The 26,409-nt window shown below is 55.4% G+C and carries 25 protein-coding genes and 1 riboswitch; of the genes, 24 read left to right on the top strand and 1 reads right to left on the bottom strand.

Features of this window, described 5'->3' with window-relative positions; translation table 11 throughout:
* The first annotated feature begins 7 nt into the window (after nt 1-7).
* The 4 genes from JYE49_RS13005 to JYE49_RS13020 all read left to right on the top strand — a co-directional run bounded on the left by JYE49_RS13005 (nt 8) and on the right by JYE49_RS13020 (nt 3,172).
* Entirely contained in the window at nt 8-694 is a 687-nt protein-coding gene (locus tag JYE49_RS13005) for a YggS family pyridoxal phosphate-dependent enzyme (protein ID WP_093957945.1), read from the top strand.
* A 25-nt stretch (nt 695-719) separates the two neighbouring features.
* Nucleotides 720-1,703 (top strand): cell division protein SepF, encoded by a 984-nt coding sequence (locus JYE49_RS13010; protein WP_093957946.1) that lies wholly within the window; start codon nt 720-722, stop codon nt 1,701-1,703.
* A 79-nt stretch (nt 1,704-1,782) separates the two neighbouring features.
* Nucleotides 1,783-2,256, top strand: coding sequence for a DivIVA domain-containing protein (locus tag JYE49_RS13015; RefSeq protein WP_093957947.1), 474 nt, complete (start codon nt 1,783-1,785; stop codon nt 2,254-2,256).
* 19 nt (nt 2,257-2,275) lie between these two features.
* Nucleotides 2,276-3,172 carry a 2-oxo acid dehydrogenase subunit E2 gene (locus JYE49_RS13020; RefSeq protein WP_093957948.1) on the top strand — a complete coding sequence of 299 codons (897 nt, stop codon included), beginning with the start codon at nt 2,276-2,278 and terminating at the stop codon, nt 3,170-3,172.
* A 200-nt stretch (nt 3,173-3,372) separates the two neighbouring features.
* Here the strand turns inward: JYE49_RS13020 and JYE49_RS13025 are convergent, their stop codons facing one another.
* Nucleotides 3,373-4,245, bottom strand: coding sequence for a radical SAM protein (locus JYE49_RS13025; protein WP_179217392.1), 873 nt, complete (start codon nt 4,243-4,245; stop codon nt 3,373-3,375).
* 181 nt (nt 4,246-4,426) lie between these two features.
* Between JYE49_RS13025 and JYE49_RS13030 the strand changes: the two genes are divergently transcribed.
* The 20 genes from JYE49_RS13030 to hemZ all read left to right on the top strand — a co-directional run bounded on the left by JYE49_RS13030 (nt 4,427) and on the right by hemZ (nt 26,349).
* Nucleotides 4,427-7,714 (top strand): outer membrane protein assembly factor BamB family protein, encoded by a 3,288-nt coding sequence (locus JYE49_RS13030; RefSeq protein ID WP_093957950.1) that lies wholly within the window; start codon nt 4,427-4,429, stop codon nt 7,712-7,714.
* Nucleotides 7,689-9,179, top strand: a complete 1,491-nt coding sequence (glpK, locus tag JYE49_RS13035; RefSeq protein WP_093957951.1) for a glycerol kinase GlpK — start codon at nt 7,689-7,691, stop codon at nt 9,177-9,179. The genes JYE49_RS13030 and glpK overlap by 26 nt, the downstream gene beginning before the upstream one ends.
* Before the next feature lie 48 nt (nt 9,180-9,227).
* Nucleotides 9,228-9,821, top strand: a complete 594-nt coding sequence (gene pgsA, locus JYE49_RS13040; protein ID WP_093957952.1) for a CDP-diacylglycerol--glycerol-3-phosphate 3-phosphatidyltransferase — start codon at nt 9,228-9,230, stop codon at nt 9,819-9,821.
* 3 nt (nt 9,822-9,824) lie between these two features.
* The gene (gene rph / locus JYE49_RS15320; protein ID WP_093957953.1) at nt 9,825-11,141 is read left to right on the top strand and encodes a ribonuclease PH; all 1,317 of its coding nucleotides are present in this window, start codon (nt 9,825-9,827) and stop codon (nt 11,139-11,141) included.
* A gap of 151 nt (nt 11,142-11,292) precedes the next feature.
* Nucleotides 11,293-12,075, top strand: a complete 783-nt coding sequence (locus JYE49_RS13050; protein ID WP_093957954.1) for a histidinol-phosphatase HisJ family protein — start codon at nt 11,293-11,295, stop codon at nt 12,073-12,075.
* A 151-nt stretch (nt 12,076-12,226) separates the two neighbouring features.
* Nucleotides 12,227-13,597 (top strand): helicase HerA-like domain-containing protein, encoded by a 1,371-nt coding sequence (locus JYE49_RS13055; protein ID WP_283399436.1) that lies wholly within the window; start codon nt 12,227-12,229, stop codon nt 13,595-13,597.
* A gap of 85 nt (nt 13,598-13,682) precedes the next feature.
* Nucleotides 13,683-14,447 carry a hypothetical protein gene (locus JYE49_RS13060; protein ID WP_093957956.1) on the top strand — a complete coding sequence of 255 codons (765 nt, stop codon included), beginning with the start codon at nt 13,683-13,685 and terminating at the stop codon, nt 14,445-14,447.
* 61 nt (nt 14,448-14,508) lie between these two features.
* Nucleotides 14,509-14,904: a large conductance mechanosensitive channel protein MscL gene (mscL, locus tag JYE49_RS13065; protein ID WP_093957957.1), complete on the top strand. Its 396-nt coding sequence runs from the start codon at nt 14,509-14,511 to the stop codon at nt 14,902-14,904.
* Between the two features lie 169 nt (nt 14,905-15,073).
* Nucleotides 15,074-15,646 carry a phosphate propanoyltransferase gene (gene pduL / locus JYE49_RS13070; protein WP_093957958.1) on the top strand — a complete coding sequence of 191 codons (573 nt, stop codon included), beginning with the start codon at nt 15,074-15,076 and terminating at the stop codon, nt 15,644-15,646.
* 96 nt (nt 15,647-15,742) lie between these two features.
* A riboswitch (SAM riboswitch) is annotated at nt 15,743-15,857 on the top strand.
* 172 nt (nt 15,858-16,029) lie between these two features.
* Nucleotides 16,030-17,199, top strand: coding sequence for a methionine adenosyltransferase (gene metK / locus JYE49_RS13075; protein WP_093957959.1), 1,170 nt, complete (start codon nt 16,030-16,032; stop codon nt 17,197-17,199).
* A gap of 322 nt (nt 17,200-17,521) precedes the next feature.
* Nucleotides 17,522-17,656 (top strand): 50S ribosomal protein L34, encoded by a 135-nt coding sequence (gene rpmH, locus JYE49_RS13080; RefSeq protein WP_084096432.1) that lies wholly within the window; start codon nt 17,522-17,524, stop codon nt 17,654-17,656.
* 131 nt (nt 17,657-17,787) lie between these two features.
* On the top strand, nt 17,788-18,150 hold the full coding sequence (rnpA, locus tag JYE49_RS13085) for a ribonuclease P protein component (RefSeq protein WP_093957960.1): 363 nt from the start codon (nt 17,788-17,790) through the stop codon (nt 18,148-18,150).
* Nucleotides 18,147-18,389: a membrane protein insertion efficiency factor YidD gene (gene yidD, locus JYE49_RS13090; RefSeq protein WP_093957961.1), complete on the top strand. Its 243-nt coding sequence runs from the start codon at nt 18,147-18,149 to the stop codon at nt 18,387-18,389. Before rnpA ends, yidD begins: the two co-directional genes overlap by 4 nt.
* A gap of 6 nt (nt 18,390-18,395) precedes the next feature.
* Nucleotides 18,396-19,400, top strand: a complete 1,005-nt coding sequence (locus JYE49_RS13095) for a YidC/Oxa1 family membrane protein insertase (RefSeq protein WP_093957962.1) — start codon at nt 18,396-18,398, stop codon at nt 19,398-19,400.
* Nucleotides 19,397-20,305 (top strand): RNA-binding cell elongation regulator Jag/EloR, encoded by a 909-nt coding sequence (jag, locus tag JYE49_RS13100; RefSeq protein WP_093957963.1) that lies wholly within the window; start codon nt 19,397-19,399, stop codon nt 20,303-20,305. Before JYE49_RS13095 ends, jag begins: the two co-directional genes overlap by 4 nt.
* 45 nt (nt 20,306-20,350) lie before the next feature.
* On the top strand, nt 20,351-21,631 hold the full coding sequence (serS, locus tag JYE49_RS13105; protein WP_093957964.1) for a serine--tRNA ligase: 1,281 nt from the start codon (nt 20,351-20,353) through the stop codon (nt 21,629-21,631).
* 79 nt (nt 21,632-21,710) lie between these two features.
* Entirely contained in the window at nt 21,711-22,625 is a 915-nt protein-coding gene (gene ftsY / locus JYE49_RS13110) for a signal recognition particle-docking protein FtsY (protein ID WP_093957965.1), read from the top strand.
* 55 nt (nt 22,626-22,680) lie between these two features.
* Nucleotides 22,681-24,060: a glycine--tRNA ligase gene (locus JYE49_RS13115; protein ID WP_093957966.1), complete on the top strand. Its 1,380-nt coding sequence runs from the start codon at nt 22,681-22,683 to the stop codon at nt 24,058-24,060.
* Between the two features lie 92 nt (nt 24,061-24,152).
* On the top strand, nt 24,153-24,878 hold the full coding sequence (locus tag JYE49_RS13120; RefSeq protein WP_179217393.1) for an MBL fold metallo-hydrolase: 726 nt from the start codon (nt 24,153-24,155) through the stop codon (nt 24,876-24,878).
* A 28-nt stretch (nt 24,879-24,906) separates the two neighbouring features.
* The gene (gene hemZ, locus JYE49_RS13125) at nt 24,907-26,349 is read left to right on the top strand and encodes a coproporphyrinogen dehydrogenase HemZ (RefSeq protein ID WP_093957968.1); all 1,443 of its coding nucleotides are present in this window, start codon (nt 24,907-24,909) and stop codon (nt 26,347-26,349) included.
* Nucleotides 26,350-26,409: the final 60 nt, after the last annotated feature.

The raw sequence follows: 26,409 nt of genomic DNA on the forward strand, positions 1-26,409 counted from the left end.
AGACACCATGACCCGGGAGGAACTGGAAAGCAGAGTTGAACGAGTCCGGCAGGAGCTGGAAGAAGCTTCGGCAGGACGTTATCCCATACCGAAACTGATTGCCGTGACGAAAACCCACAGCGCGGAGGAAATCCTGCCGCTGGCTGAAATGGGAATCACAGACATCGGCGAGAACAGGGTGCAGGAGCTTCTGACCAAGCTGCCGGAGCTTCAGGACCGGTTTCAGATTCACCTGATCGGCCGCCTGCAGCGGAACAAGGTGAAGCAGATTGTCGGAGATGTATGTATGATTCAATCCGTGGACAGCGAACCGCTGGCCAGGGAGATTCATAACCGGGCGCTGGCTGCCGGGAGGCGGATGCCGGTGCTGGTGGAAATCAGCCCCGCGGGAGAAGAACAGAAAGGCGGCGTACCGTTTGAGGAGACGGAAGCGTTTCTGAAGCAGATTGCGCCCCTGGAGGGGATTGAGATCCGGGGACTGATGGCGGTGATGCCGCTGACAGAGGATCAGGATTATCTGGACGGATTATTTGCACGGACGCGCGGACTGTTTGACAGGATCAGGGATAAAAACCTGAGCGGGATCGTGATGGAAGAGCTGAGCATGGGCATGTCCGGTGATTACCGGCTGGCTGCGGCTCACGGAGCGACGATGGTCCGGGTGGGAAGCGCAATTTTCGGACCCCGCGGATGACGGGAAAGAGGAGAGGAAAACACGTATGGCATTTAAGGATCTGATGAAGAGCATTGAAGGGGTTTTTTCCCGCGTGTCGGCGGATATCACACGCCGGCCGGACGGAGGCACCAGTCATTATCGTCCGCTGCGGAAGAAGACCGCGGAAGCCCAGCCCGGTGATATGACACAGATGCAGGGACAGGATCCCCGTTTTGTGCATACCGGTTTCACAGGCATGAATCCGCCGGTGAATTTCGGAGGATATGAGCAGGGCACCTTCGGCCAGACTGCATATGGCCAGACTGCTTTTGATCAGACCGCATACGGTCAGACTGCTTACAACCAGACAGCCTATAATCAGACAGCCTTCGGCCAGACGGCTTACGGTCAGCCGCAGGGCACCAGCTATTTCCCGCAGCAGGATCAGAATGCCCAGCAGGATTATGTGGGCAAGGGAAGCTTCAGCGGTCAGACCGGATTTACCCAGGCCCAGAGGAACAATATTTCCTATATGCCGGGCGTTGAGCCGCGGATGGAACGCGGACAGGTGCATGTTGAGCACATCATCACACTGACCGGCCTGAAGAGCTGCTACGAAGCAATTGAGTGCATGAAGGACGGGGAAACCCTGATCGTGATGCTGGACGCGATTGCCAATGACAGCGAAAGCATGCGGTGTCAGGATATGCTGGCCGGTGCTGCGTTTACACTGGGATGCTCAGTCCGGCTGCTGCAGGGCGCGCAGATCGTCATCATCGCACCGGAAGGCGTCAAGATCCTGCCCGAGCAGAACAATGCCCGCGTGATGATGCCCGGCGGGATGATGCAGCCGCCGGAAATGGTGGTACCCCCCATGACCGAGCCCGCGGAAGTTCCCTTCCAGGGCCGGCGGGAACACAGAACCAGCGCGAACGCGGCCGATTGGAACGCGGCGCGAAACGGCGAACTGCAGGGTTATAATCCCTACACCGGAACCATGCCGGTGGCAGCCGGAGCTTATGGCAGCTTCGGAGGGTATGGCTATTGATTTGGCGGAACCAAATCAATAGCAATTAACAATGAATAATTAACAATTCAGACTGAAAGTACCGGAAGGAGGGACGGACATGGAAAGAATCACTTCAGAAGTTATTGCGGAGAAAGAGTTTACTATCGCGTCAAGAGGGTACAATCAGGAAGAGGTGGATACCTTCCTGGACCTGATCTGTGAGGAAATGGACCGGCTGAACAACGAAATCCAGGACCTGCGCCAGAAGACAACAATGGTGCGTCCGTCCGCGCCGGCGGCTGAATCCTCCAGCGTGAGCAAAGAGGATGAGAACAAGTTCCGGGAGATCCTGGAGATGGCTGCAACCGTGAAGGAAGAAACCATCCGCAAGGCCCGGGAAGATGCTGAGGCGATCCGCCTGAAGGCAGAGACAGAGGCGAATGAGCGCCTGAACGGGTTGGCCGAAGAACGGGAAGGCCTGGAAAAAGAGGTTACCGCGCTGAAGGAAACTGCTGTGGAATACCGGCGCCAGTTTGAAGAGCTCCTGCATGCACAGCAGGAAGCCCTGGAAAAGGCTACGGGTCTGTTTTAACTGAAAGGGAGGCCTGAACATGTTTGGACGCAGACCGGATGGCAGACGACTCAATGACGTGGACCCGATCGTGCAGATTACCCCTTACCTGATGCCCATGCGCTGTGACGCGCAGGTTTTCCTGGAACACAAGATGGACTATGAGAAAGCCGCGCGCTATATCGCGGAAAAGAATCGGCAGGGGGAAAGAATTACCTTCATGCAGATCATTGCCGCGGCGTATGTGCGGTCTGTCAGCCAGCTGCCTGAACTGAACAGGTTTATTTTCAACAAGCAGTATTATGCCCGGAACAACTGCTCCCTTTCCTACGTGGTCCTCAAGGATCCGCAGAACAATGAGAGCAACGAAGTCACAGCCAGGATCGAGTTCGACCTGACAGATACGATCTTCGACGTCCGGGACCGGATGGTTGCCGCACAGGAAAAAATCCGGGATGAAGAGGATGACGCATTCCTGACCAAGCTGGCAGGGGCATTGCTGAAGATTCCGGGACTGGCCACCGGCATTGTGGGCCTGTACCGGCTGCTGGACCGCTACGGCCTTGCACCCGGATTCCTGATCCGGGAACTGCCCTTCTACAGCGGCCTGTTTATCACCAACAACGCGTCCATCGGCCTGAACCATGTATGGCATCACATCTATAACTTCGGCAATGTGAGCATGTTCATCGGCATGGGCACGATCATGAAGGAAGCCACTGTGGACAGTGAAGGCAAGAGCCGCATGAAGCGGTGGCTGCCGCTGGGCATGACCGCGGATGAGCGGATGTGCTCCGGCGCCCATTATTCCGCCTTCTTTGCCTCCATGGTCAAGTATATGGATGATCCGTCCCTGCTGGAAGTTCCGCCGGAATCTGTCCGGTTTGACATGGGCGGAAAGTATGAATACCACGTACCCAAAGTTAAAAAATTCTGACAACAAAAAGCCTGACAATGTCAGGCTTTTTCAATTCATAATTCATAATTCACAATTCATAATTATATAATGGTTAGCACTGAAAACTCGTTAACAATAATATATGTGCCCGGCGGAATCTAAAGCCAGGCAGCATCTGTGTGGAGAGCGTTTTTCGCCGGCACACATTTAATTCTGAATTCTGAATTCTTAATTCTTAATTATACAAAGCTCTCATCCCGGTTGAACAACGGAATAAAGTCCCGGTCGGCGGAATCCGGTTCCTGCAGGAAACCGGGAAGATCCAGGGCGATCATATGATCGCGGACACGGCTGTACTCCTTTTCCGTTATACGCCGGTCAAGTCCGGGAACGGATACGTCGTTGCAAGGGATATACTGGCGCATGAGGCTGACAGGAACGCCGGCGGGGAGTTCATCCCGAACCCAGGTGAGCAGGCGCAGGCTTTCCGAAGTGAAACCCGGCAGGATCAGGTGGCGGACCAGGGTGCCCCGGAGCATGATGCCGTTTTCATCATAAACGGGAGCACCGGTCTGGCGGCACATTTCCTTAATCGCGGCGGAGGTGACAGCAAAATAGTCCGGTGCCGCGGCGCACAGCCGTCCGGCACGGGCGGAGAAATGCTTCAGATCCGGAAGGTATACGTCAATGACTCCTTCGAGACGGCGGAGGGTATCCACGGTTTCATAGCCGGAGGTATTCCATACCAGGGGCAGAGGCGGGTGCCAGAGTTCCAGCGCCTCCAGGATCCGGGGAACAAAAGGGGTGCCTGTGATGAAGGACAGGGTGTGGACGCCCAGGTCCGTCAGGCGCTTCAGAGCGTCTGAAAGCTCCCGCGGGGTAAAAGGGCGGCCCTCATTCCGGTGGGAGATATCCCCGTTCTGGCAGTAGACGCAGCGGAGCGTGCAGCCGGAGAAAAAGACAGCGCCGGTTCCGTGGCTGCCGGATATGGGTGGTTCTTCCCACAGATGCGGGGCAATACGGGCAATAAGAATCTCCTCGCCGAGGCCGCAGAAGCCCGGCTGAAGGGAACGGTCAGCACCGCATTGACGAGGACAAAGTGTACATTTCATAATATAAAACAATAACCATCTTTCAGAATAAAAACAGGACGAACTGCAACGGAAAAACGTCCGCATCCGTATTATATAAGGGCGCAGGGGAAAAGGCAACGGCCGCGGGACTTGTGAACAAAAACGCTTTCAGATATAATACACACTGTCGGAAACTTTGCAGAAAAGGAGAAGACGAAGATTGGACAGATGGAATCGGAAAGATCAGAATACATATACCGGGATGAATGCCCAGCGCAGAAACCGGCGGAAACCGGAAACGGGCATTCCCGTCAGAGCGGAAGAATCGTCTGAATCCTCCGAAGTGCTGGCCAGCCTTGAACGCTGGCTTATTGATGATGAGCCCGAAAAGGAAACACAGGAGAAAGCGCCTGTAACAGAAGTGGCGGAGCAGACCGAAGAGGCGGATTTTCCTGAAGAGCCCGATATGCCGGCGGAGGAAGAACCGGCTGAGGCGAAGGAAACAGCAATTCCGGATCCTGAAAAGAAAGAAGAAAGTGATACTTCCGCGGCACCTGAGCTGCCGGAAGAATCTGAACCTGTCGAAAAAACAGAAGCATCTGAAGAGACACCGGCCGCGGTGCAGGGCGCGGACAGCCGGGTACCCGCGGAAGCGCGGCGCATGAGCGCCGCTCCTTACGGCACCGTCAAGCCGGAGGCCAGACGTCCAGGCACCCGTCCGCAGAACGCGTACCGCAGGCCGCCTATGCCTGAACAGAAGCAGACGCCGGTCCGTCCCAGGCGGGACGTACGGGAAGAGCCGCTTCGGACCGGCAGCAACAAAACCCAGGATAAAACATCCAGGGTACGGGTTGGCTATGCCCCGGGACGGATGAGCGACGGTATGACGCAGCAGGTTCCGATCCGGGAAACTGCCCGGGACACTGCCTGGGAACGGGAACAGCCGATGTATTCCCGTGACGCGAAAGCATATCTTGAAAAACGGAGTCAGCCTTTCCGGACGGAGAATGCAAAGGAAAAGGTGCAGGATCGTCCGGAGCATAAACTGCTGAGGATCATTGTGGCGCTGCTGGTGGTGATCGGCATCATCATTACCGGTGTACTGATCTTCAGGGACAGGGCGAACCAGAAGAATAATCCTGTCCGTGAAGCTCCGCGCGTCATCAACTTTATCCCGGTGGATGAAACGGAAGGACGCACCGCACCGGTGGATCTGGCTTTTACCGTGCTTACGGAGAAGGATGTATCCGGAATCCGCCTGCGGGGAGAAAACGACGAGGACCTGGATACTGAGGCCGCATCGACTGACAACTCGGATGGTACCAAGATATGGACCATGAAGATGCACGTGGAAACCGGACGGAACGGTACCGCCATTCTCCAGGTGCGCCGGGCTGATGAAGATAAGTGGTATGATACCAATTCCACGGTGGAACTGGAGATCCAGGGACCGCTGGATCTGCTGACGCCGAAGCCGGAGGAAGACGCTGAACCTGATCCGGTTGAGTATGACGATGACGATTATTACGACGAGGATGCGGAAAGAGCGAAAGAAGAAGGCGCTGAAGAAGGTGCCAACGGAGAGGCGTATCCTGAAGCAGAATCGGATGAGAATCCGAATATAGAGGCAGAAGACGTTACCGCAGATATATGGGCAGAGAACGTAGAAGGCGATCCGGATAACGAAACGGAGGGCGAAGGAGAACGGTATGACGACCTGCCGACCGGAGAATTGCGTACGCCTGAACCGACGCCTACCGTTGCACCGCCAACCCCTGTGCCGACTGAGACCCCGCCGCTGACGGCGCAGGCAGCGCCGGAAGCTGATCCGGGATTGATTTCCAGTACAACAGTATATACCAGTGCCACAAAGAAGGTTAAGAACTACAGCAGGCCGGCCAAGGAACTGATCCGTATGCCGGAGGCGGATGAATACACCACCAAGCAACTGGGCGTGATGACTTTCCGTGGCGACAATTTCCGCCGGAACGCAGCGGTAGGTACGCTGAGCGCGGCACCGACGGGACTGAAGGAAAAGTGGCATGCGGAGAGCGGAAGCTCACGGGGAACAAACCAGACTTATTACGGCTACGGATGGACCGGCCAGCCGGTGATTGCCCGCTGGAGCACACAGGTGCGTGAAGGAAGCAATCTGTTTGAAAAGAAAATCAATACAAAGGCCCTGAAGGAAGTCATCATTGCGGGTATGGACGGCAATATCCGATTCCTGGATCTGGCTGACGGAGAATTAACCCGCAACAGTATCAAGCTGGGCTACCCCATGCGCGGTACGCCGACACTGCATACCGGCGGTTATCCCTTCATGAGTGTAGGTCAGTTTGCCCGGAAGATGAAGGTGAAGACCGGAAAAATCGGCCTGAGGCAGTACAACCTGTATTCCCAGAAAGAGCAGAAACTGCTGGACGGCCTGGATGGAAAGTACCATCGGCCGCTGAACGATGTCGGAAGTTTTGAAACCTCAGCGCTGATTGACAGGACCAGCGATACGCTGATCGCTGCCGGATCAAACGGCATGCTGTACCTGGAATCCCTGAACTCGAGCTTCGACTATAACGCGAAGGTGCTGACCATTGATCCTTCCATCACCGTTATGAACTATAAGGTGAAGGGACAGAAGAGCACAGCCCTGCTGGCAATCGAATCCTCTCCCGCCGCGTATGACAAGTACGTCTACATGGCAAACATGGGAGGCGTTCTCATGTGCATTGACACGGATACCCTGAAGCCTGTCTGGGCAGTGAATACCGGGGACTCCGTCATGGCGGCGGTTGCCATGGATATGCAGATCAGGGAGAATGCCCAGGAAACGTCGGTGCCTGCAGAGGCAGGAGACGAAGACGATCCCAAGGACAAGGCTCCGGCGGACAACCGGGAGCTGAGTCTGTACACGGCGAATATGCTGAACAACCGGAAAAAGGGTGACAGCGATATCCAGATCCGCAGGTATGACGCACTGAGCGGAAAGGAAATCTGGAAGGCTTCCGTCGGCGTAACCAAGGGCAAGAAGGATAAGGATGACGTCGGCGCCAAGGCCTCCCCGGTGATTGGACAGCATGAACTGAACAACCTGGTTTATTTCACGGTGACCGGTCTTTCTGACGAAGGCAGGCAGCAGCTTGGCCTTTCCGGTGAGACGCCTGCCGTCCTGATTGCGCTGGAAAAAGCAAGCGGAAAGATTGTCTGGTCCTACGGTCTTTCCAGCCGCAGCGAATCTTCACCCATCGCGGTGTATGACGAAAAAGGAAACGGCTGGATCATCCAGTGTGAACAGAACGGCACCATCCACCTGCTGGAGGGACTGACAGGAAGCGTTGTGGATACAATGCAGCTGAATGCTGAGATTGAAGCTTCCCCCGCCGCCTATGGCAGCACGGTGGTTATCGGTACTACGGGTAAAAACACGTCCTTTGTTTACGGCATTGAACTCGAGCTTGCGCAGGTGCATGATGAGGAGGGCGGCTATGAAGAAGATTCTGGCGGCGCTTGATCAGGGAACTACCAGCTCCCGGGCGGTGATCTTTACCGAAGACGGAGAGATTATTGCGGCCTTCAACAAGGAATTCCCCCAGCATTACCCGAAACCCGGCTGGGTGGAACATGATCCCAAAGATATCCTGAACAGCCAGATTACGGCCCTGAGGGAAGCTGTACGCCTGAGTGGTGTGAACGCGGCGGATATCGCCGCGATCGGCATTACCAATCAGCGGGAAACCACTTTCCTCTGGGACCGGAACACAGGCGAATGCGTAGGCAACGCCATTGTCTGGCAGTGCAGGCGGACCAGCCAGATTGTGGACCGGCTTGTGGCGGACGGCTGCGGCGACATGATCCGTGAAAAGACGGGCCTGGTGCCGGATGCTTATTTCTCCGGTACAAAGCTGAAGTGGCTGCTGGATTATTACAACCTGCGGGATCGGGCGGAAAAAGGAGAACTGTGCTTCGGCACAGTGGACAGTTTCCTGTGCTGGAACCTGCTGGAGGGCAGGCCGCATGTAACGGACGCAACCAACGCCGGCCGCACAATGCTGTTTAACCTGCATACCCAGGACTGGGACGATGATCTCCTGAAGCTGCTGGATATTCCCAAAGCGTGCCTGCCCCGGGTAGTGGATACGGCGGGAATGATCGGCATGCTGGATCCGGCAATCCTTGGCCGGGCTATTCCGGTGACTGCCATGGCGGGTGACCAGCATGCGAGCCTGTTCGGCCAGGCATGCCTGAAGACCGGAGATATCAAGAACACCTACGGCACAGGCTGCTTCATGCTGATGAATACCGGGGACAAACCGGTGATGAGCGAGCACGGACTGTTGACCACGATGGCCTGGCGTATTGACGGAAAACCGACCTATGCACTGGAAGGCAGCGTGTTCATGGGCGGAGCTACTATTCAGTGGCTGCGGGATGAACTGAAGATTATTGAAAACGCCGCAGAAACGGAAGGGATTGCGCAGTCAATCCAGAGTACCGGCGGCGTATACCTGGTGCCGGCATTTACCGGACTGGGCGCACCCTGGTGGGATATGTACAGCCGGGGAACACTGATCGGCATGACCCGGGGAACCGGCCGGGCGCATATTGTCCGGGCGGCGCTGGAGGCAATTGCTTACCAGAGCGCGGACTTGATGGACGCGATGATCGCGGACTGCGGCAGCCGGCCGGAAAGCCTGCAGGTAGACGGCGGTGCCAGCGCGAACAGCTTCCTGATGCAGTTCCAGGCGGATATCACGGGCATTCCGGTCATCCGGCCGCGAGTGCTGGAAACCACCGCCCTGGGCGCGGCCCTGCTGGCCGGACTCGGCGCGGGGATCTACAGCAGCCTGGAGGAAACCACAAAGGTCTGGCAGAAGGATCTGGAGTTTACGCCCCGGATGGATGACGCTACAAGGCTGCTGAACCTCAAGGGATGGCACGAGGCCGTAAAGAGGTCATTACTTTGGGCGAAGGACTGACGACCGCCTAAAATGAATAACAAAGTGTGTTGAAGGAAGGTCCTCTTTTTGAAAGAGAAGATTCGTAAGCTGTTTTCCAATGTCTGGACGATTCCGAACGTCCTGACCATCATCCGGATGCTGCTGATTCCGGTGTTTGTGGTGCTGTTTTTCCACGAGGAAGAGATTAAGGTCGCCTCACTGTGCGTGTTCTGCGCGGCAAGTCTGACGGATATGCTGGACGGATATCTGGCACGAAAACTGAACCAGATTACCGATTTCGGCAAGCTGTTTGACCCGCTGGCAGACAAGCTGATGGTGCTGACGGCGATGGTATGCCAGACGTTCTGGGGCCCGCTGCCGCTGATCGCGGTGATCATTGTGGCGGCCAAGGAGCTGCTGATGGTCCTGGGCGGCGTGTTCATGCTGAGCAAGGACGTGGTGGTATACAGCAATTACTTCGGCAAGTCAGCGCAGGTGGGTTTTATCGCCTCCCTGGTGCTGTCGTTCTTCCATAAGGCGTTTGTGGAAGGAAATATCATGCTGTGGGGCATGACGCCGGACATCCTCCTGCTGTGGATTACGGTGGCGCTGGCGATTGTCGCCATGGTGGTTTACGCAGCAGAGGCAATGAAAACAATCAGGAATAACGGGAAGGAATAAACAATGAGAGCAGACGGAAGAAAACCGGACGAGAAGCGCCCGATCAGCATTGAAACAGACTTTGTGCGCACGGCCTACGGCAGCTGCCTGATTGCCACGGGAAACACCCGGGTAATCTGCACAGCCAGCGTGGAAGAAGCGGTACCGCCCTTCCTGAAGGGTAAGGGCCAGGGCTGGGTGACAGCGGAATACGCGATGCTGCCGGCATCCACCACGGAACGGAAAAAGCGGGACGGCATCAAAAAGGATGGCCGGAGCGTGGAAATCCAGCGGCTGATCGGCCGGGCACTGCGCCAGGCTGTGGACCTGAAGGCGCTGGGCGAGCGGACAATTACGCTGGACTGCGACGTGCTGGAAGCGGATGGCGGTACCCGCACAGCTTCCATTACCGGCGCCATGGTTGCACTGACCTGTGCCGCGGAGCGTCTGGTCAGGGAAAAGAAGCTGCCCATCAGCCCCATCATCCATCAGGTGGCTGCTATCAGCGCAGGTGTGATTGACGACGAACCATGCCTGGATTTGTGCTACCAGGAGGACAGTCATGCCCAGGTGGATATGAACTTTGTCATGAATGAAAAGGGCGAATTCATTGAGCTGCAGGGAACCGGAGAAGGCCGTGCCTTCACCAAGAAAGAACTGGATACCATTATGGAATATGGTGAAAAAGGAATCCGTGAGCTGATGGATGCCCAGCGGGAAGCGCTCGGAGACCGTGCCCGTTATATTGCTCCCAAGCCGCTGCTGCTGGTAGCCACGGGTAACGAACATAAACTGCGTGAATTGCAGGAGATGTTCAAAGATTACTATACACTTGCTCCGATGACAGCTGTCGGTTTCTTCGGCCCGATTGAAGAGAACGCAGACACCTTTGCCGGAAATGCCGCCATCAAGGCGGAAGCTGTGTGCGAGGCGACCGGACTGCCTGCTATCGGTGATGACAGTGGACTGGAAGTGGACGCGCTGGATGGTGAACCGGGTGTCTATTCCGCACGGTATGCCGGCGAGCATGGAGACGATGAGGCGAATAACGATCTGCTCCTGAGCCGGATGGAAGGAAAGGAAGACCGTTCCGCAGCTTTCAAGTGCGCGCTTGCACTGAAGATTCCGGGAAAAGAGACTATCATTGCCGAGGGCAGCTGCCCCGGAACGATTCTGACAGAACGCAGGGGTACCGGAGGCTTTGGCTACGATCCGCTGTTCCTCTATGAGCCAATGAACAAAACCTACGCGGAAATGAACGCGGAGGAAAAGAACCAGATCAGTCACCGCTCCCGTGCGGCGGAGATGATGCGCAGCATCATGTCCCAGCTGTTGTCATAATCACATTTCTCAAGCATTCCAATCAAAAACGGACATAGACAAAACAAATAATCCGGCAGGCAGACAAAAAGTCCGTCTGCCGGAATTATGTTATTATGTGACACTAATAAAAGATAAAGGAGTATCAGCCTGACCGGCTTGGAAAGAACACATGACAGATGGCCATATTCATATTGAACGGGGACCGTATACACTGGAGTGGATCAGGAAGTTTGTGGACAAGGCGGTGGAGATGGAACTGGATGAGATCCGTCTGCTGGAACACAATTTCCGCTTTGAAGAGTTTGTGTCCATGTATGATTCTGTGTGCGCGCACAGCGAATTTGTAAATGAGTGGTTTCACCGGGTGGGCGGTGTAAAAAAGCTGGACGAATACCTGGAACTGATTGAGAAAGTCAGGAAGGAACAGTTCCCTGTAAAAATCAAGTTCGGGCTCGAGATATGCTACTTCCCGGAATTTGAAGGGTTGACTGCTGAACTGACCAAGGATAAGGGTTTTGATTTCCTGCTGGGCAGTATGCACTTTGTGGATGATTTTGCCTTTGATCACAAGCCCGAACACTGGATTGGTGTGGACGTGGACAGGATCTATCGCAGGTACTTTGAGGATTCCGTTTTATTGGCCAGGAGCGGGCTTTTTGACGGGATCGGACATCCGGATACCATTAAACTGTTTGGCTATAAGCCGTCGTACTCACTGACGGAATACTACGAAAAGCTGGCAGAAGCGCTGGCGGAGAACGGAATGTACGCGGACCAGAACAGCGGTGCGGCCAGAAGATGTCCGGATACAGCTTCCCTGGGTATGGATGGGGAACTGATCAGGATCCTGAAGAAACACCAAGTGAAAATCATCACTTCTTCTGACGCGCATTGTCCGGAAGATGTGGGGGATAAAATCAGGGAATTGAACGATTGTATACAGAATTGCTGAAAGCCTTAAAAGAATGGAAAAAAAGGACAAAAAGAACCGCGTCAAACATGCACTAAATACAATCGAAAAGCCTTGAAAACCTTGACGGTACAAGGGAAACTGTGTAAAATATAGCAAAAGAAATCAATAACAGGATATGGGAGGGATACAGGTGCTTTACGATGGCAAGATCTGGATCGGGTCCTGTGATAAAGGCCCTGTGTTTCTGCTGCCTTCCATGGCCAACCGCCACGGCCTGATCGCCGGCGCGACAGGTACCGGTAAAACCGTATCCCTGAAGGTGCTGGCGGAAGGCTTTTCCGACATGGGCGTTCCGGTGTTCCTGAGTGATATCAAGAGCGACCTGAGCGGCATGGTGATGGACGGCGCTGAGTCAGAAGCGATTGATAAGCGGCTGGCAAAATGCGGCGTACCGAGGGAAGTGTTCAAATATACCTCCTATCCGACAGAATACTGGGACGTATACGGAGAACAGGGCATCCCGATCCGGGCAACAGTACAGGACATGGGTCCGCTGCTGATGAGCCGGATGCTGAACCTGAATGAGACCCAGAGCGGCGTGATGAATATCGCGTTCCGGGTGGCAGGCCGGGAAAACATCCCGCTGGAGCACCTGCAGGACCTGAAAAACCTGCTGATCCATGTGGGTGAGAATGCGAAGGAATATACCCTGGAGTACGGCAATGTTTCCGCAGCCAGCGTGGGCGCCATCCAGCGGGCTGTGGGCGTGCTGGAAGACCAGGGCGGCAACGTGTTTTTCCGGGAGCCGGCCATTGACATCAACGACTGGATCCAGGTTGACCCGGCCAGCGGCAGGGGTAAGATCAACATCCTGTGTGCAGACCGGCTGTTCAACAATCCTACGATGTATTCCACCTTCCTGCTGTGGATGCTGACGAAGCTGTATGATCTGCTTCCTGAGCGGGGAGACGCCGATAAGCCGATTGTTGTGTTCTTCTTCGATGAAGCACACCTGCTGTTCAACAACTGCAGCCGGTCACTGATGGAAAAGATTGAGCAGGTGGTCCGGCTGGTCCGCTCCAAGGGCGTGGGCGTATACTTTATCACCCAGAGCCCGGCGGACATCCCGATGACGATTCTCGGCCAGCTGGGAAACAGGATCCAGCATGCATTGCGGGCTTATACCCCGCTGGATCAGAAAGCCGTGAAAGTCGCCGCACAGACGTTCCGGACGAATCCGTCCTTTGATACAGAAGAAGCCATTACCACCCTGAAGACAGGCGAGGCGCTGGTTTCTTTCCTGGATGAGCACGGAGCTCCGAGCGTGGTGGAGCGGGCCACCATACTTCCCCCGCAAAGCTATATGGGTGCGATCAGCCAGGAAATCCGCAGGATGGTCATCGACGCCAGTCCCATGAAGGACAAGTATGCCGATGAAATTCCTGCTGATGATCCCGGAACTCAGGAACAGCCGACACCGCCTGCACCGCCGGTACCACAGGTACAGGAAATGGATCCACAGCGGTTTAAGCTGATAAACGGCCAGTGGTACTATTTCTGAGGTGCGGCAGAAAGCTGATCTACAATGTCACTGTTTACTCAACGACCCCGGAACGGCGCAGGGAGGAGAGCGCCGCAGAGAGAAGATGGCAACATTCAAAGTATTCGATCCTACCACCGGTCAGTATGTTGAAAAAGAAGTCGAAGGCATGGCTCCTGTGGCTGAAGCCGTTCAGGAAGCTGCTGCTCCCGTAGTGGAAGCTGTTCAGGAAGCTGCCGCTCCCGTGGTTGAAGCAGTCCAGCAGGCCGCGGCTCCCGTTGTTGAAGCCGTGCAGCAGGCAGCTGCCCCCGTGGTTGAAGCAGTTCAGCAGGGCAATGTGGCTGAAGCAGTCCAGCAGGCTGCCGCTCCCGTTGTGAACGCCGTGCAGCAGGCTGCTGCTCCCGTGGTTGAGGCTGTCCAGCAGGCGGCTCAGCCCGTGGTGCAGGCCGTGCAGCAGGCTGTTCCCACCATTCAGGTGCAGCCCCAGGCCCAGAAGATGCCTGTGATGGTGCTCGACCAGGCGACCGGTCAGTATGTGCAGCAGATGGTGGACATGGTACTGGATCCCGCGACAGGGAACTATGTGCCCGCTCCCGTTGCTGTTGACCCCAAGGCCCTGGAAGCCCAGCAGAAGGCTGCTGCCGCTGCCGCGAAGGAAGCGGAGCGGAAGGCCCGCGAGCAGGAAGCGGCCGAGCGCCGTGCCCGCAATGATCAGCTGCGTGAAGAAGCCGCTGAGCGTGCCCGCCGGAATGACTCTGTTGCCGGCCGTGTGAAGAACACCGCGATCAGCACCGCAACCCGTCAGCTCGTTTCCAGCCTGACCAGGAGTCTGACCAAGGCGATCGGCGGCATTTTCGGCGGCAAGAAGTAATAATGACCGGGTGTCCAAATCATTCATACTGAGATGATAATAATATAGGAGGTCTGCATATATGAAAAAGCTTTTGAAAGAGTTCAAGGATTTTGCAATGAAGGGTAACGTCCTGGATCTGGCGGTTGCCGTCGTTCTGGGCGCTGCGTTCAACAAGGTTGTCACCGCTGTAGTGGAAATCTTCCTGAACCCCATTATCGAGAGCCTGCCCAAGATTGAAGAAGGCGGATCCGCATGGACTGCTCCCCTGATTTCCTTCGCGGCTGTGGTTGTTGAATTCCTCCTGACCGCACTGGTGCTCTTCCTCATTGTGAAGGCTGCCAACAAGGCCAAGAACCTGAAGAAGAAGGAAGAAGCTCCCGCGGAACCCACCACCAAGGTGTGCCCCTTCTGCCAGAGCGAGATCAGCATCAAGGCGACCCGCTGCCCGCACTGCACCAGCGAACTGAAAGACTAATCAAACAATTTATAATTCATAATGCATGATGCATAATGAATGGATACGGAGGCACATATGCACTGGCGCATATCGTGCCTCCGTGCTATACTTTGTAATCGGATGATCTGCCTGAAGCAGAAGCAAAGGCCGGTATCCGCGACAACAACAGAAAGAGGGACATATTTCCATGAAACAGATTCTGGTTGAAACTTCTGCCCGTCACGTGCATGTTACCAAAGAAGATCTCGAGACCCTGTTCGGCGCAGGCCATGAGCTGACCGTCAAGAGTTGGCTGAGCCAGCCCGGACAGTTCGCCAGCGAAGAGCAGGTGGATATTGTCGGACCCAAGAACACCCTGAAGCGCGTTCGTATCCTTGGGCCTGTCCGCCCCGCTACCCAGGTGGAGCTTTCCCTGACCGACGCCCGTTCCATCGGCGTGACCGCTCCCGTGCGTGAGTCCGGTGACATTGCCGGTTCCGGCGCCTGCAAGCTGGTTGGCCCCGCGGGTGAAGTGGAAGTGACCGAAGGCGTTATCGCTGCCAAGCGTCACATTCACATGACTCCTGCTGACGCTGAAGAGTTCGGTGTGAAGGACAAGGATGTTGTTTCCGTGAAGGTTGATACCAACGGCCGTGCCCTGGTCTTTGGTGATGTTGTGGTTCGTGTGAGCGAGAAGTTCTCCCTGGCGATGCACATTGACACGGATGAAAGTAACGCTGCCTGTGCTGTGAATGGCACCATGGGAGACATGATCAAATAATTAACAATGAATTGTTAATTGTTTGCCAGTCACCAGTATACGATAAGGTGTTGACAGATAATACCAAATCGTATATTATACGTTTCGCAACTTAATACCTTATCACGAGTGACCGAAGGACGGGCCTGATGACGTCACGGCAACCGGCGAAAAGCAAGGTGCCAAATCCCGCAGCGTGCACACCCCACAGGGAGGCGCTGACAGATAAGGACGGTCAATAAGATCGAATCCCGCCTGGTTTGTGTGCAAGCCAGGCGGTTTTTTTCCGGCTGGACCGTCGCAAAAACAGAAGAAGTCCTGATGACAGCCACCAGGGCGAGGTTGCGGAATACGGCGAGAATCAAAGCCCCGCACCGGACGACAACAAGAAAAGGAGAAGAAAGATGCGCAGACTGTTTACTTCTGAATCCGTTACTGAAGGACATCCCGACAAACTGTGTGATCAGGTTTCCGACGCGGTGCTGGACGCCATCCTGGAAAATGATCCCAAAGCCCGCGTGGCTTGCGAAACCTTCGCGACCACCGGAATCATCACCGTTATGGGTGAAATTACCACCACTTCCTATGTGGATATCAATGCCATTGTCCGGAAGGTTGTGACCGAGATTGGTTATGACGCTCCGGAAAAATCCTTCAACGGCAACACCTGTGCCGTGATGACCGCCATTCATGAGCAGAGCCCGGATATCGCCATGGGCGTGAATGACGCCCTGGAAACCCGGGACGGCAGCAAGGAAGCGGATATCGGCGCCGGCGACCAGGGTATGATGTTCGGCTATGCCTGCACGGAGACACCCGAAAGGATGCCTCTGGCCATTGCCCTGAGCCACCGGATGGCGCTTCGCCTGACGCAGGTGCGTAAAGACGGCACACTGCCTTTCCTCTATCCGGACGGAAAGACCCAGGTGACCGTGGAATACGAAGATGACAAGCCTGTTGCGGTGGACACCGTGGTGGTTTCCGCCCAGCATTCCGCTGATGTGGATATGGAAGAGCTGAGGAAGGGCATCAAGGAACAGGTGATCCTGCCCATTATTCCAAAGGAGCTGCTGACGGACAAAACCCGGATCCTGATTAACCCCACCGGACGTTTTGTGATCGGTGGACCGACCGGAGATACCGGCCTGACCGGACGGAAAATCATCGTGGATACCTACGGCGGATCCGCACCTCACGGCGGCGGATGCTTCTCCGGTAAGGATCCGACCAAGGTGGACCGCAGCGCTGCCTACGCCGCACGCCATGCCGCAAAGAACGTGGTGGCTGCCGGCCTTGCGGAACGCTGCCAGATCCAGCTGGCCTATGCCATTGGTGTGGCGGAACCCGTCAGCGTGCTGGTTGACACTTTCGGAACAGGCGCACTGCCGGATGACAAGCTGGCGGAAATCGTGACCAAGGTGTTTGACTTCCGGCCTTCTGCCATCATTGAGCGGCTGAACCTGCGCCGGCCCATCTACCGTCAGACCGCGGCCTACGGCCACTTCGGACGGACGGATGTGGATCTGCCCTGGGAAAAGGAAGACTATGTTGAAAAGCTGAAGGCTTTTCTGTAATGAACAATGAATAATGGTGGAGAAGAAAGCTTCCGGAAGGAAGCTTTCTTTTTTTGAACGAAAAGAGGAATACCAGACCGGTTCGATTTATCTGTAGTATGCAGGTTTTTGCTGAGCTACAGGATATTGTGTACGGGGTGCAGGCGGTGAAAAATAAAGGCTGGATGCCTGTCGGTATTCCAAAAAAGGCTTGACAAGCATTTGCATATTCTGATATATTTATTAGGCTGTCCGCACTGTGGACATGCATTGTAAGATGTTCTCGGACCGGGTCATCTCCCGGGATCCGCAAACGAGTTTGAATCTGTGAGGAGTGTTGACCATGTTCCGTACTTATCAGCCCAAGAAGCGCCAGCGCAGCAAGGTGCATGGCTTCCGTGCCCGGATGGCGACCAAGAACGGCCGTCGTGTTCTGGCTGCCCGCCGTCGCCGCGGCCGCAAGGAGCTGACGGTGTAATTACCGTCATAAAGCCTGCTTCAGTATGACTGTGGATGAGGCCCGCCCGTTAAAGATGGGCGGGCTTTTCCTCATAAAAGACGCTGTTTAACAGCGCAATGGGATTTTCCGCGCAGAGCGGAAGGAAGAGAATGGAAAGACGTTATCGGCTGAAGAAAAATAAAGCGTTCCAGTATGTCTATCACAGGGGACATTCTGTGGGATGCCGCAATCTGGTCATGCTTCTTGCCCCGGGCAGGGAGCTGAAGATCGGTTTTTCCGTCAGCAAGAAAACAGGCAATGCCGTGACCCGTAACAGGATCAAACGGCGCCTGCGGGAATGCTTCCGGCCCTATTTGGGGGACGTGAAAACCGGTCTGTACGTTGTTGTCGCCAGACCTTCAGCTGCAGAGGCCGCCTTCGGGGATCTGAAGAAGGATGTACACTATCTGCTGAAAAAGCAGAATGCGCTGATTAAGCGCTCTTCAGAAAACGAGGGGAACCGCGCCGAATGAAACGCTTTCTTCTGTTCCTGATTCGTTTCTACAGACGGGAACTGAGCCATCGTAAGCGGAAGCCAACCTGCCGCTATATTCCCACCTGTTCCGAGTATGCCGTGACAGCCATTGAACGTTACGGCGCATGGAAGGGCGGACTGATGGCGCTATGGCGCCTGCTGCGATGCAACCCCTTCAGCAAGGGTGGCTATGATCCCGTACCGGAGGATCCCTGCATAACATTAAGGAGGGAATAACCCGGAATGAATGATTTTGTTTACGGTATTCTGGCCTGGATCCAAAGCTGGGTCGGAAGCTGGGGTTGGTCGATCGTAGTATTCGCGATCCTGATCCGGCTGGTTCTGACCCCACTTGATTTCAAGAGCCGCGTCAGCATGCGCAAGACCCAGAAGCTGCAGCCCCAGCTGCAGGCGCTGCAGAAAAAGTACGCCAATGACAAGGAAAAGCTGAACGCCAAGACGGCTGAACTCTACAAAAAAGAGCATATCAATCCTCTGTCCAGCTGCCTGCCGCTGCTGCTGTCCTGGCCTGTCCTCATTGCTGTGTGGGGCGCCATGCGTATGGTGGCCAACAAGGAGCTGCTGATTCAGCTGACCCAGATTCTGAACAACGAAATGCCCGCGCTGGAACCCTGGCTGTGGGTCAAGAACCTGTGGATGCCCGATAACCTGTTCTCTGCCTGCCTGCCGGACCTGAACACACTGCGCGTGATTCCTGCCGACCAGTGGCAGACCTGGTTCAGCAGCCTGGATCAGAGCAATCTGCCTATCCTGATCAAAGACCTGGGCCTGACTGCCGCAAGCTTTGACGGGAACGCCCTGCAGGGAACCCTGCAGCAGATCCTGGAAGCCGTGCAGCAGAATGCGGCTTATGTGGAAGCGGTTGCGGTCAGACCCGGCTGGACCTTTAACCTGCTGATTACCCAGGTTTCACTGATTAACCAGTACAACGGCTGGCTGCTTCTGCCGATCCTGTCTGCAGTGAGCCAGTTTGCAATGTCCAAGGCGATGGGCACTGCCCAGCAGCAGCCTGCAGCCCAGGGATCCGCTGCGGGAAGCGGAAAGTTTATGCAGTATTTCTTCCCGCTTTTCTCCCTGGTGATCTGTCTTGGTTATTCTGCCGCTTTCTCCCTGTACTGGGTATTCAGCGGTGTGGCCAGCATGGCGCAGACCATTATCATCAACAAGTGGCTTGACAATAAGGAACAAGCGGCCAAAGCAGTGGCCGGGGAAGGATCTGTGAAATGAAGCAGTATGAATTTTCCGCCAGAACCCAGGATGAAGCCGTAGAAATGGGTCTTCAGGAACTGGGTGTTTCCATTGCAGACGTAGATATCCAGGTTGTTGAAGAAGGCAGCAAGGGCCTGTTCGGCCTGTTCGGTTCCCGTCCGGTGAAGGTTCGCCTGACGCTGAAGGACGCTGAAGAAGATCCGCTGGCTGATCTGCTGGAAGACAAGAAGCCGGCCAAACCGCAGATCGAGCCCGAAAAGAAACAGGAAAAGAAGCCTGAGAAGAAAGCCGAAAAGAAGCCTGTTGAGAAGAAGGCTGAAGAGAAGAAGCCCGCTCCCGAAAAGAAGAAGGCTGAGAAAAAGGCTGAACCCGCTGAGAAGAAGGAACAGGAAAAGCCTGCTGTGAAGGCTGAAATCCGTCCGATGGAAAAGCCCGAAGTGACGATGATCGCCGCTGAAGAGCTGACTGATGATTCTCCCGCCGGTACCGCCCATGCTTTCCTGGCTGAGCTGACCAAGCTGATGGGCGTGGACGTGACCATCGATATGGGCACAGACGCCGAAGGCAATGTTTACGGTTATATCAACGGTGATACGCTGGGCATCCTGATCGGCCGCCGGGGCGAAACTCTGGATGCCGTGCAGTACCTGACCAGCCTGAAGGTGAACCGGGGCCGTGAAGGCTATACCCGTGTGACCCTGGACACCGAAAACTACCGCGCGAAGCGGGAAGATACCCTGATCCGCCTGGCCAACCGGATGGCGAACCGTGCGCTGCGTACGGGCCGGAAGGTAAGCCTGGAGCCCATGAATCCCTATGAGCGCCGGATCATCCACTATGCGCTGCAGCAGACTGAAGGCGTTACCACCCACTCAGAGGGTGAAGAACCCAACCGTCACGTGGTCATTACCAACAAGAAGTGATAAATTGCGGAAACCAACACTATATGACTTTGGGAGGTTTAAGCAATGTTAGACATTAATCTGCTCAGAAACGATCCCGAGAAAGTACGGGAGAATATCCGGAAAAAGTTCCAGGATGAAAAGCTGCCCATGGTGGACGAAGTGATCAGCATGGACAAGGAATACCGCGAAGCGATCCAGCAGGGTGACAACCTGCGCAACAAGCGCAAGGTGCTGTCCAAGGAGATCGGTGGACTGCTGGGCAAAGGCCAGAAGGAAGAAGCCGAGAAGGTCAAGGCCCAGGTGGCCGAGATGGCCGAAGAGCTGGCTGCGCTGGAAGTGAAGGAAGAAGAGCTGAAGGCGGAAATCCGCAAGCGCATGCTCGTGATTCCCAACATCATCGACGACAGCGTGCCGATCGGCAAGGACGACAGTGAGAACGTGGAAATCCAGCGATATGGCGAGCCCGTTGTGCCGGAATGGGAAGTTCCCTACCACGTGGATATCATGGAACGGCTGTCCGGTATCGATCTGGATGCTGCACGTAAGACCAGCGGCAACGGATTCTATTACCTGATGGGCGACATTGCTCGCCTGCACAGCGCGATCCTGAGCTACGCCCGTGACTTCATGATTGACCGGGGCTTCACCTATGTTGTGCCGCCCTTCATGATCCATGGCAACGTGGTGACCGGCGTGATGAGCTTCGCCGAAATGGAAAACATGATGTACAAGATCGAAGGCGAGGATCTGTACCTGATCGGTACTTCCGAGCATTCGATGATCGGTAAGTTCATTGATACCATCCTGGATGAAAGCCAGCTGCCCCAGACCCTGACCAGCTACAGCCCCTGCTTCCGTAAGGAAGTGGGTGCCCACGGCATCGAGGAGCGGGGTGTGTACCGCATTCACCAGTTCGAAAAGCAGGAAATGATCGTTATCTGCAAGCCCGAAGAAAGCCCTATGTGGTTTGACCGGCTGTGGCAGAACACGGTGGACTTCTTCCGCACGCTGGATATTCCGGTGCGTACACTGGAATGCTGCAGCGGCGACCTGGCTGACCTGAAGGTGAAGAGCCTGGACGTGGAAGCCTGGTCTCCCCGCCAGAAGAAGTACTTTGAAGTGGGTTCCTGCTCCAACCTGGGCGACGCCCAGGCCCGCCGCCTGCAGATCCGCGTGAAGGGCGCTGACGGCAGCAAGTACCTGGCCCATACCCTGAACAACACCTGCGTGGCTCCGCCCCGTATGCTGATTGCCTTCCTGGAAAACAACCTGCGGGCAGACGGCACTGTGGCGATTCCGGAAGCCCTGCGGATGTATATGGGCGGCAAGGATCATATCGGATAAAAAGGTAGGAAGTAGGAGGTAGGAAGCAGGAGGTTTATAATCTCCACTTCCTGGACTCCGTTCCTCTGAGGAGTAAAAAATGTCCGAAGAGAAGAAAAAGGGCCTTTTCGCGAGACTGCGGGAAGGACTGAGCAAAACCCGGGGAAACATGACCGAGAAAGTCGACGACATGGTCAGGGAGAACCGGAAGATCGACGATGACTTCTATGAAGAGCTGGAAGATATCCTGCTCATGGCCGACTGCGGCCTGAAGGCCACTGAGACGATCGTGGATGAGCTGAAGGACCGGGTAAAGGCCGGCAAGGTCAAGGATGCTGCGGAAGCCCGTGAGATGCTCAAGCAGATCATGGTGGAGCAGATGAATATTCCGCGACCCCCGCTGAAGTGGCCTATGGTGATGCTGCTGGTTGGCGTGAACGGTGTGGGCAAGACCACGACGATCGGCAAGCTGGCGCTGCGCTTCCAGGCTATCGGCCGGAAGGTCATGCTGTGCGCGGGAGATACGTTCCGCGCAGCGGCTGCTGAACAGCTGAGCGTATGGGCAGAGCGGGCGAGGGTTCCGATCATTAAGCATGCTGAAGGCGCGGATCCGGCTGCGGTGGTGTTTGACGCCATCCAGTCCGCCAAGGCCCAGGGTGTGGACCTGCTGATCGTGGATACCGCCGGACGGCTGCATAACAAGAAGAACCTGATGGATGAGCTGAGCAAGATGCGCAGGGTGATTGACCGGGAGTATCCGGAAGCAGATACCCGCTGCATCCTGGTGCTGGACGCCACCACAGGTCAGAACGGCCTTATGCAGGCGCGTGCATTCAAGGAAGTCGCTGAGATCGGCGGCATTATCCTGTCGAAGCTGGACGGTACCGCCAAGGGCGGCATCGCGCTGGCCATCCGGCAGGAGCTGGAAGTGCCGGTATGGTACATTGGCGTGGGTGAAGGGATTGATGACCTGCAGCCCTTTGACGCCAAGGAATTTGTGGAAGCGTTGTTCTGATGAGAATCATCAGAACAATTAACAATGAACAATTGTTGCTGTGGAGGATACGAGCATGGCTGAACTGACAATGGACAAGCTGGTAGCACTGTGTAAGAACCGCGGATTTATCTTCGCCGGTTCCGAAATCTACGGTGGTCTCGCGAACACCTGGGACTACGGCCCTCTGGGTGTGGAATTCAAGAACAATGTGAAAAAGGCCTGGTGGCAGAAGTTCGTGCAGGAAAGCAAGTACAACACCGGCCTGGACTGCGCGATCCTGATGAACCGTGAAGTCTGGGTGGCCAGCGGTCATGTGGGCGGCTTCAATGACCCCCTGATGGACTGCAAAGCCTGTAAAGCCCGCTTCCGTGCTGACAAGCTGATTGAGGACTTCACCAAGGGTGAAGAGACCGGCGACGGCTGGACCAATGCTGAACTGGAACAGTTCATCGCTGACCACGATATCGTTTGCCCGGTGTGCGGCAAAAAGGACTTCACCGGTATCCGTCAGTTCAACCTGATGTTCAAGACCTTCGCGGGCGTGAACGAGGACAGCGCGAACGAGATTTACCTGCGTCCGGAAACGGCCCAGGGCATCTTCGTCAACTTCCAGAACGCCATGCGTACCACCCGGAAAAAGCTGCCGGCCGGTATTGCCCAGATCGGTAAATCCTTCCGGAATGAAATTACCCCCGGTAACTTCATTTTCCGCGTACGTGAATTCGAGCAGATGGAACTGGAGTTCTTCTGCAAGCCCGGTGAGGACCTGGAGTGGTTCAACTACTGGCGCGGCTTCTGCCGTGACTGGCTGCTGAGCCTGGGTATCAAGGAAGAAAGCCTGCGGCTGCGGGATCATGAGCCTGAGAAGCTGGCCTTCTATTCCAAGGCTACCACGGACTTTGAGTTCCTCTTCCCCTTCGGCTGGGGCGAACTCTGGGGCGTTGCAGACCGTACTGACTACGATCTGGGTCGTCATCAGGAACACTCCGGAAAGAGCATGGAGTACCTGGATCCGGTGACCAACGAGAAGTACATCCCGTACTGCATCGAGCCCTCCCTGGGTGTGGACCGTATGGTTCTGGCCTTCCTGTGCAATGCTTACGAGGAAGAAGAGCTGGAAGGCGGAGACGTGCGTGTTGTGCTGCATCTGCATCCGGCGCTGGCACCGTACAAGGCTGCTGTGCTGCCTCTGCAGAAGAACAAGCTGGGCGGTCTGGCCAGCGAGATCCATGCTGAGCTGTGCAAGTACTTCCCGGTGGAATACGACGAAACCGGCTCCATCGGCAAGCGCTATCGCCGTCAGGATGAAATCGGCACGCCCTTCAGCATCTGCGTGGACTTCGAGACGGAAGAGACCCAGACGGTCACTATCCGCGATCGTGACACCATGCAGCAGGAGCGCGTTCCGATCAGCGAGATCCGCAAGTACATCGAAGACAGAATGAGATTCTGAGTTAAAAGGCGTTCCTTGGGAACGCCTTTTTTCAATGAATAATGTATAATGAACTGTGCAGAGAATCACATGCTGTAAATGGAGGGATATGTATGCGGATTGACGAGCTTACCGTGGGACCGGTGCAGACCCGCTGTTATGTCCTGGGGAAAGAGGATCGACAGGAATGCATCGTGATTGATCCCGGAGACGAGGCAAAACGGATCCGAAAAGCTGCAGGGGACCGTAAAATTGCGGCGATTCTGCTGACGCACGGGCATTTTGACCACATAGGAGCAGTTCGGGAACTGCTCAATTCAGAATTCTGTGATCGCTGTGACCAAAGGGCTCATAAGCCTTTTGACAGCTGTAACATGGCTGCTGTTACCCAAATCAAAGATTTGGACAGCAGCTCAACAATGCAGAATTCAGAATTATCCGCTGAGGCGGGAAAAGATGACCTGTCAACAACAGGTTTTTCCCAAAGTACTAGAATTGTTATACACGAATTAGATGCACCGATGCTGGGAAATCCGGCGTTGAATGCCAGTATTGGGCTCATGGGGCAGCAGATTACAGCACCTGAAGCGACAGACCTGGTGAGGGAAGGCGATGAGCTGGATCTGGCCGGACTGAAGGTAAAGGTGCTGCATACGCCGGGCCATACGCCGGGCAGTGTCTGCTATGAAATTGAAGGAGAGCTCTTTACCGGCGATACCATCTTTGAATACGGCTGGGGCAGGACAGATCTGCCGGGCGGGAACGAGAGTGACATGGTAGCGTCGCTGCGCCGCCTGTCATCTTTAGTGCGGACGATGCCAATGCATGCAGGACATTAATCAATTAACAATTAATGGTTGGTAGGATATGACGGAAATAGAGAGCTATCTGGAGACGATTGAACCGGAGCTGAGGGTGTTAACCCGGATCTTTGGGTTTCCGGAGAGTGTGTGGGATGAACCCAGGAAGTTTATACCCCTTTCTGAAGAAAAGGAAGGGCAGTTTACGATTGCCTTTGCGGCAGACGGACACCGTGTGGAACGGAGTACGCAGGCGCCGGAAGATGCGGATGAGCGGATCCGTACCCTGCACCGCAGACGCGCGGCAAGGCGCCTTTGTAAGCAGACGCTTTATGACCTGCTGAAGGAGATGACTGGTATCCAGCCTCCCTGGGGCAGTCTGACCGGCGTACGGCCGACGCATCTGATGCTGGAAGCTCTTGAGGAAGGGCTGACGCCGGAAGCGGCCATCGGACGGCTGACCGCAGATTTCGACGTGGCGCCTGACCGGGCAGCCCTGCTGGCGGAGATTGCGGCGGAACAGCGGAAACTGCCGAAGCCCGGGGACGAATGGATGGACGTCTATATCGGAATTCCCTTCTGTACGACCCGTTGTGCCTATTGTTCCTTCTCGTCCGGGGAAATAGGCGACGGAAGCCTGATTGAGCCTTATATGGCCTCCCTGACGCGGGAAATGAGGGCTTGCGCGGAGATCCTGAAGGACAGCGGACGGAAGCTGCGTGCCCTGTATGTGGGCGGAGGTACGCCCACGGCATTGCCGCAGGGAGCCTTTGAGCAGCTGATGGAAGAAACCGTGCGCTGCTTTCCGGGTGCAATGGAGTATACCGTGGAAGCGGGACGGCCGGATACCCTGACCCGGGAAAAGCTTCGGGCAATCCGGAACGCCGGTATCGGCCGGATTTCCATCAATCCCCAGACTATGAATGACCGGACGCTGGAGATTATCGGCCGGGCCCATACGGCGCAGCAGGTACGGGAAGCCTATGCCCTGGCCCGGGAAGAAGCAATTCCCCATATCAATATGGACGTGATTGCCGGACTGCCGGGGGAAAATGAAGCGGATTTCGCCCACACCATGGAAGAAGCCCGGAAACTGCGGCCGGAGAGTTTGACTGTACATACCCTGGCAATCAAGCGCTCCTCACGGATGAGCCTGGAAAACCATCCGCTTCCGGATGGAAATATGACAGCATGCATGGTGGAAACCGGACGGGAAACAGCACGGGCAATGGGCATGGCGCCATATTACCTGTATAAACAGAAATACATGGCAGGGAACCTGGAGAACACCGGATATGCCCTGCCGGGTCACGCATGCCTGTATAACGTGGATATTATGGAAGAGACGAGTCATATTCTGGCGATGGGTGCCGGCGGGATCTCGAAACGGATTTTCCCCGAAGAAGGACACATTGAGCGGGCGCCGAATGTGAGCAATATACATGATTATCTTACCCGGACAGAGGAAATGATTAAGAGGAAAAGGGAACTTTTCCTTAATGAAAACTGAAAACTTAAGACTTAAAAAAGATATAGTGTTTTTGAACCTCTTGACCACATGTATTGAAAA

This window comes from Aristaeella hokkaidonensis (assembly GCF_018128945.1).
In the GTDB taxonomy this organism is placed as follows: Bacteria; Bacillota; Clostridia; order Christensenellales; family Aristaeellaceae; genus Aristaeella; species Aristaeella hokkaidonensis.

Excerpts from the sequence above, each read along its gene's own strand:
- JYE49_RS13005 (WP_093957945.1), top strand. The coding sequence starts at position 8 with ATGACCCGGGAGGAACTGGAAAGCAGAGTTGAACGAGTCCGGCAGGAG.
- JYE49_RS13010 (WP_093957946.1), top strand. The coding sequence starts at position 720 with ATGGCATTTAAGGATCTGATGAAGAGCATTGAAGGGGTTTTTTCCCGC.
- JYE49_RS13015 (WP_093957947.1), top strand. The coding sequence starts at position 1,783 with ATGGAAAGAATCACTTCAGAAGTTATTGCGGAGAAAGAGTTTACTATC.
- JYE49_RS13020 (WP_093957948.1), top strand. The coding sequence starts at position 2,276 with ATGTTTGGACGCAGACCGGATGGCAGACGACTCAATGACGTGGACCCG.
- JYE49_RS13025 (WP_179217392.1), bottom strand. The coding sequence starts at position 4,245 with ATGAAATGTACACTTTGTCCTCGTCAATGCGGTGCTGACCGTTCCCTT.
- glpK (WP_093957951.1), top strand. The coding sequence starts at position 7,689 with ATGAAGAAGATTCTGGCGGCGCTTGATCAGGGAACTACCAGCTCCCGG.
- rph (WP_093957953.1), top strand. The coding sequence starts at position 9,825 with ATGAGAGCAGACGGAAGAAAACCGGACGAGAAGCGCCCGATCAGCATT.
- JYE49_RS13050 (WP_093957954.1), top strand. The coding sequence starts at position 11,293 with ATGACAGATGGCCATATTCATATTGAACGGGGACCGTATACACTGGAG.
- JYE49_RS13060 (WP_093957956.1), top strand. The coding sequence starts at position 13,683 with ATGGCAACATTCAAAGTATTCGATCCTACCACCGGTCAGTATGTTGAA.
- mscL (WP_093957957.1), top strand. The coding sequence starts at position 14,509 with ATGAAAAAGCTTTTGAAAGAGTTCAAGGATTTTGCAATGAAGGGTAAC.
- pduL (WP_093957958.1), top strand. The coding sequence starts at position 15,074 with ATGAAACAGATTCTGGTTGAAACTTCTGCCCGTCACGTGCATGTTACC.
- metK (WP_093957959.1), top strand. The coding sequence starts at position 16,030 with ATGCGCAGACTGTTTACTTCTGAATCCGTTACTGAAGGACATCCCGAC.
- rpmH (WP_084096432.1), top strand. The coding sequence starts at position 17,522 with ATGTTCCGTACTTATCAGCCCAAGAAGCGCCAGCGCAGCAAGGTGCAT.
- rnpA (WP_093957960.1), top strand. The coding sequence starts at position 17,788 with ATGGAAAGACGTTATCGGCTGAAGAAAAATAAAGCGTTCCAGTATGTC.
- yidD (WP_093957961.1), top strand. The coding sequence starts at position 18,147 with ATGAAACGCTTTCTTCTGTTCCTGATTCGTTTCTACAGACGGGAACTG.
- JYE49_RS13095 (WP_093957962.1), top strand. The coding sequence starts at position 18,396 with ATGAATGATTTTGTTTACGGTATTCTGGCCTGGATCCAAAGCTGGGTC.
- jag (WP_093957963.1), top strand. The coding sequence starts at position 19,397 with ATGAAGCAGTATGAATTTTCCGCCAGAACCCAGGATGAAGCCGTAGAA.
- serS (WP_093957964.1), top strand. The coding sequence starts at position 20,351 with ATGTTAGACATTAATCTGCTCAGAAACGATCCCGAGAAAGTACGGGAG.
- ftsY (WP_093957965.1), top strand. The coding sequence starts at position 21,711 with ATGTCCGAAGAGAAGAAAAAGGGCCTTTTCGCGAGACTGCGGGAAGGA.
- JYE49_RS13115 (WP_093957966.1), top strand. The coding sequence starts at position 22,681 with ATGGCTGAACTGACAATGGACAAGCTGGTAGCACTGTGTAAGAACCGC.
- JYE49_RS13120 (WP_179217393.1), top strand. The coding sequence starts at position 24,153 with ATGCGGATTGACGAGCTTACCGTGGGACCGGTGCAGACCCGCTGTTAT.
- hemZ (WP_093957968.1), top strand. The coding sequence starts at position 24,907 with ATGACGGAAATAGAGAGCTATCTGGAGACGATTGAACCGGAGCTGAGG.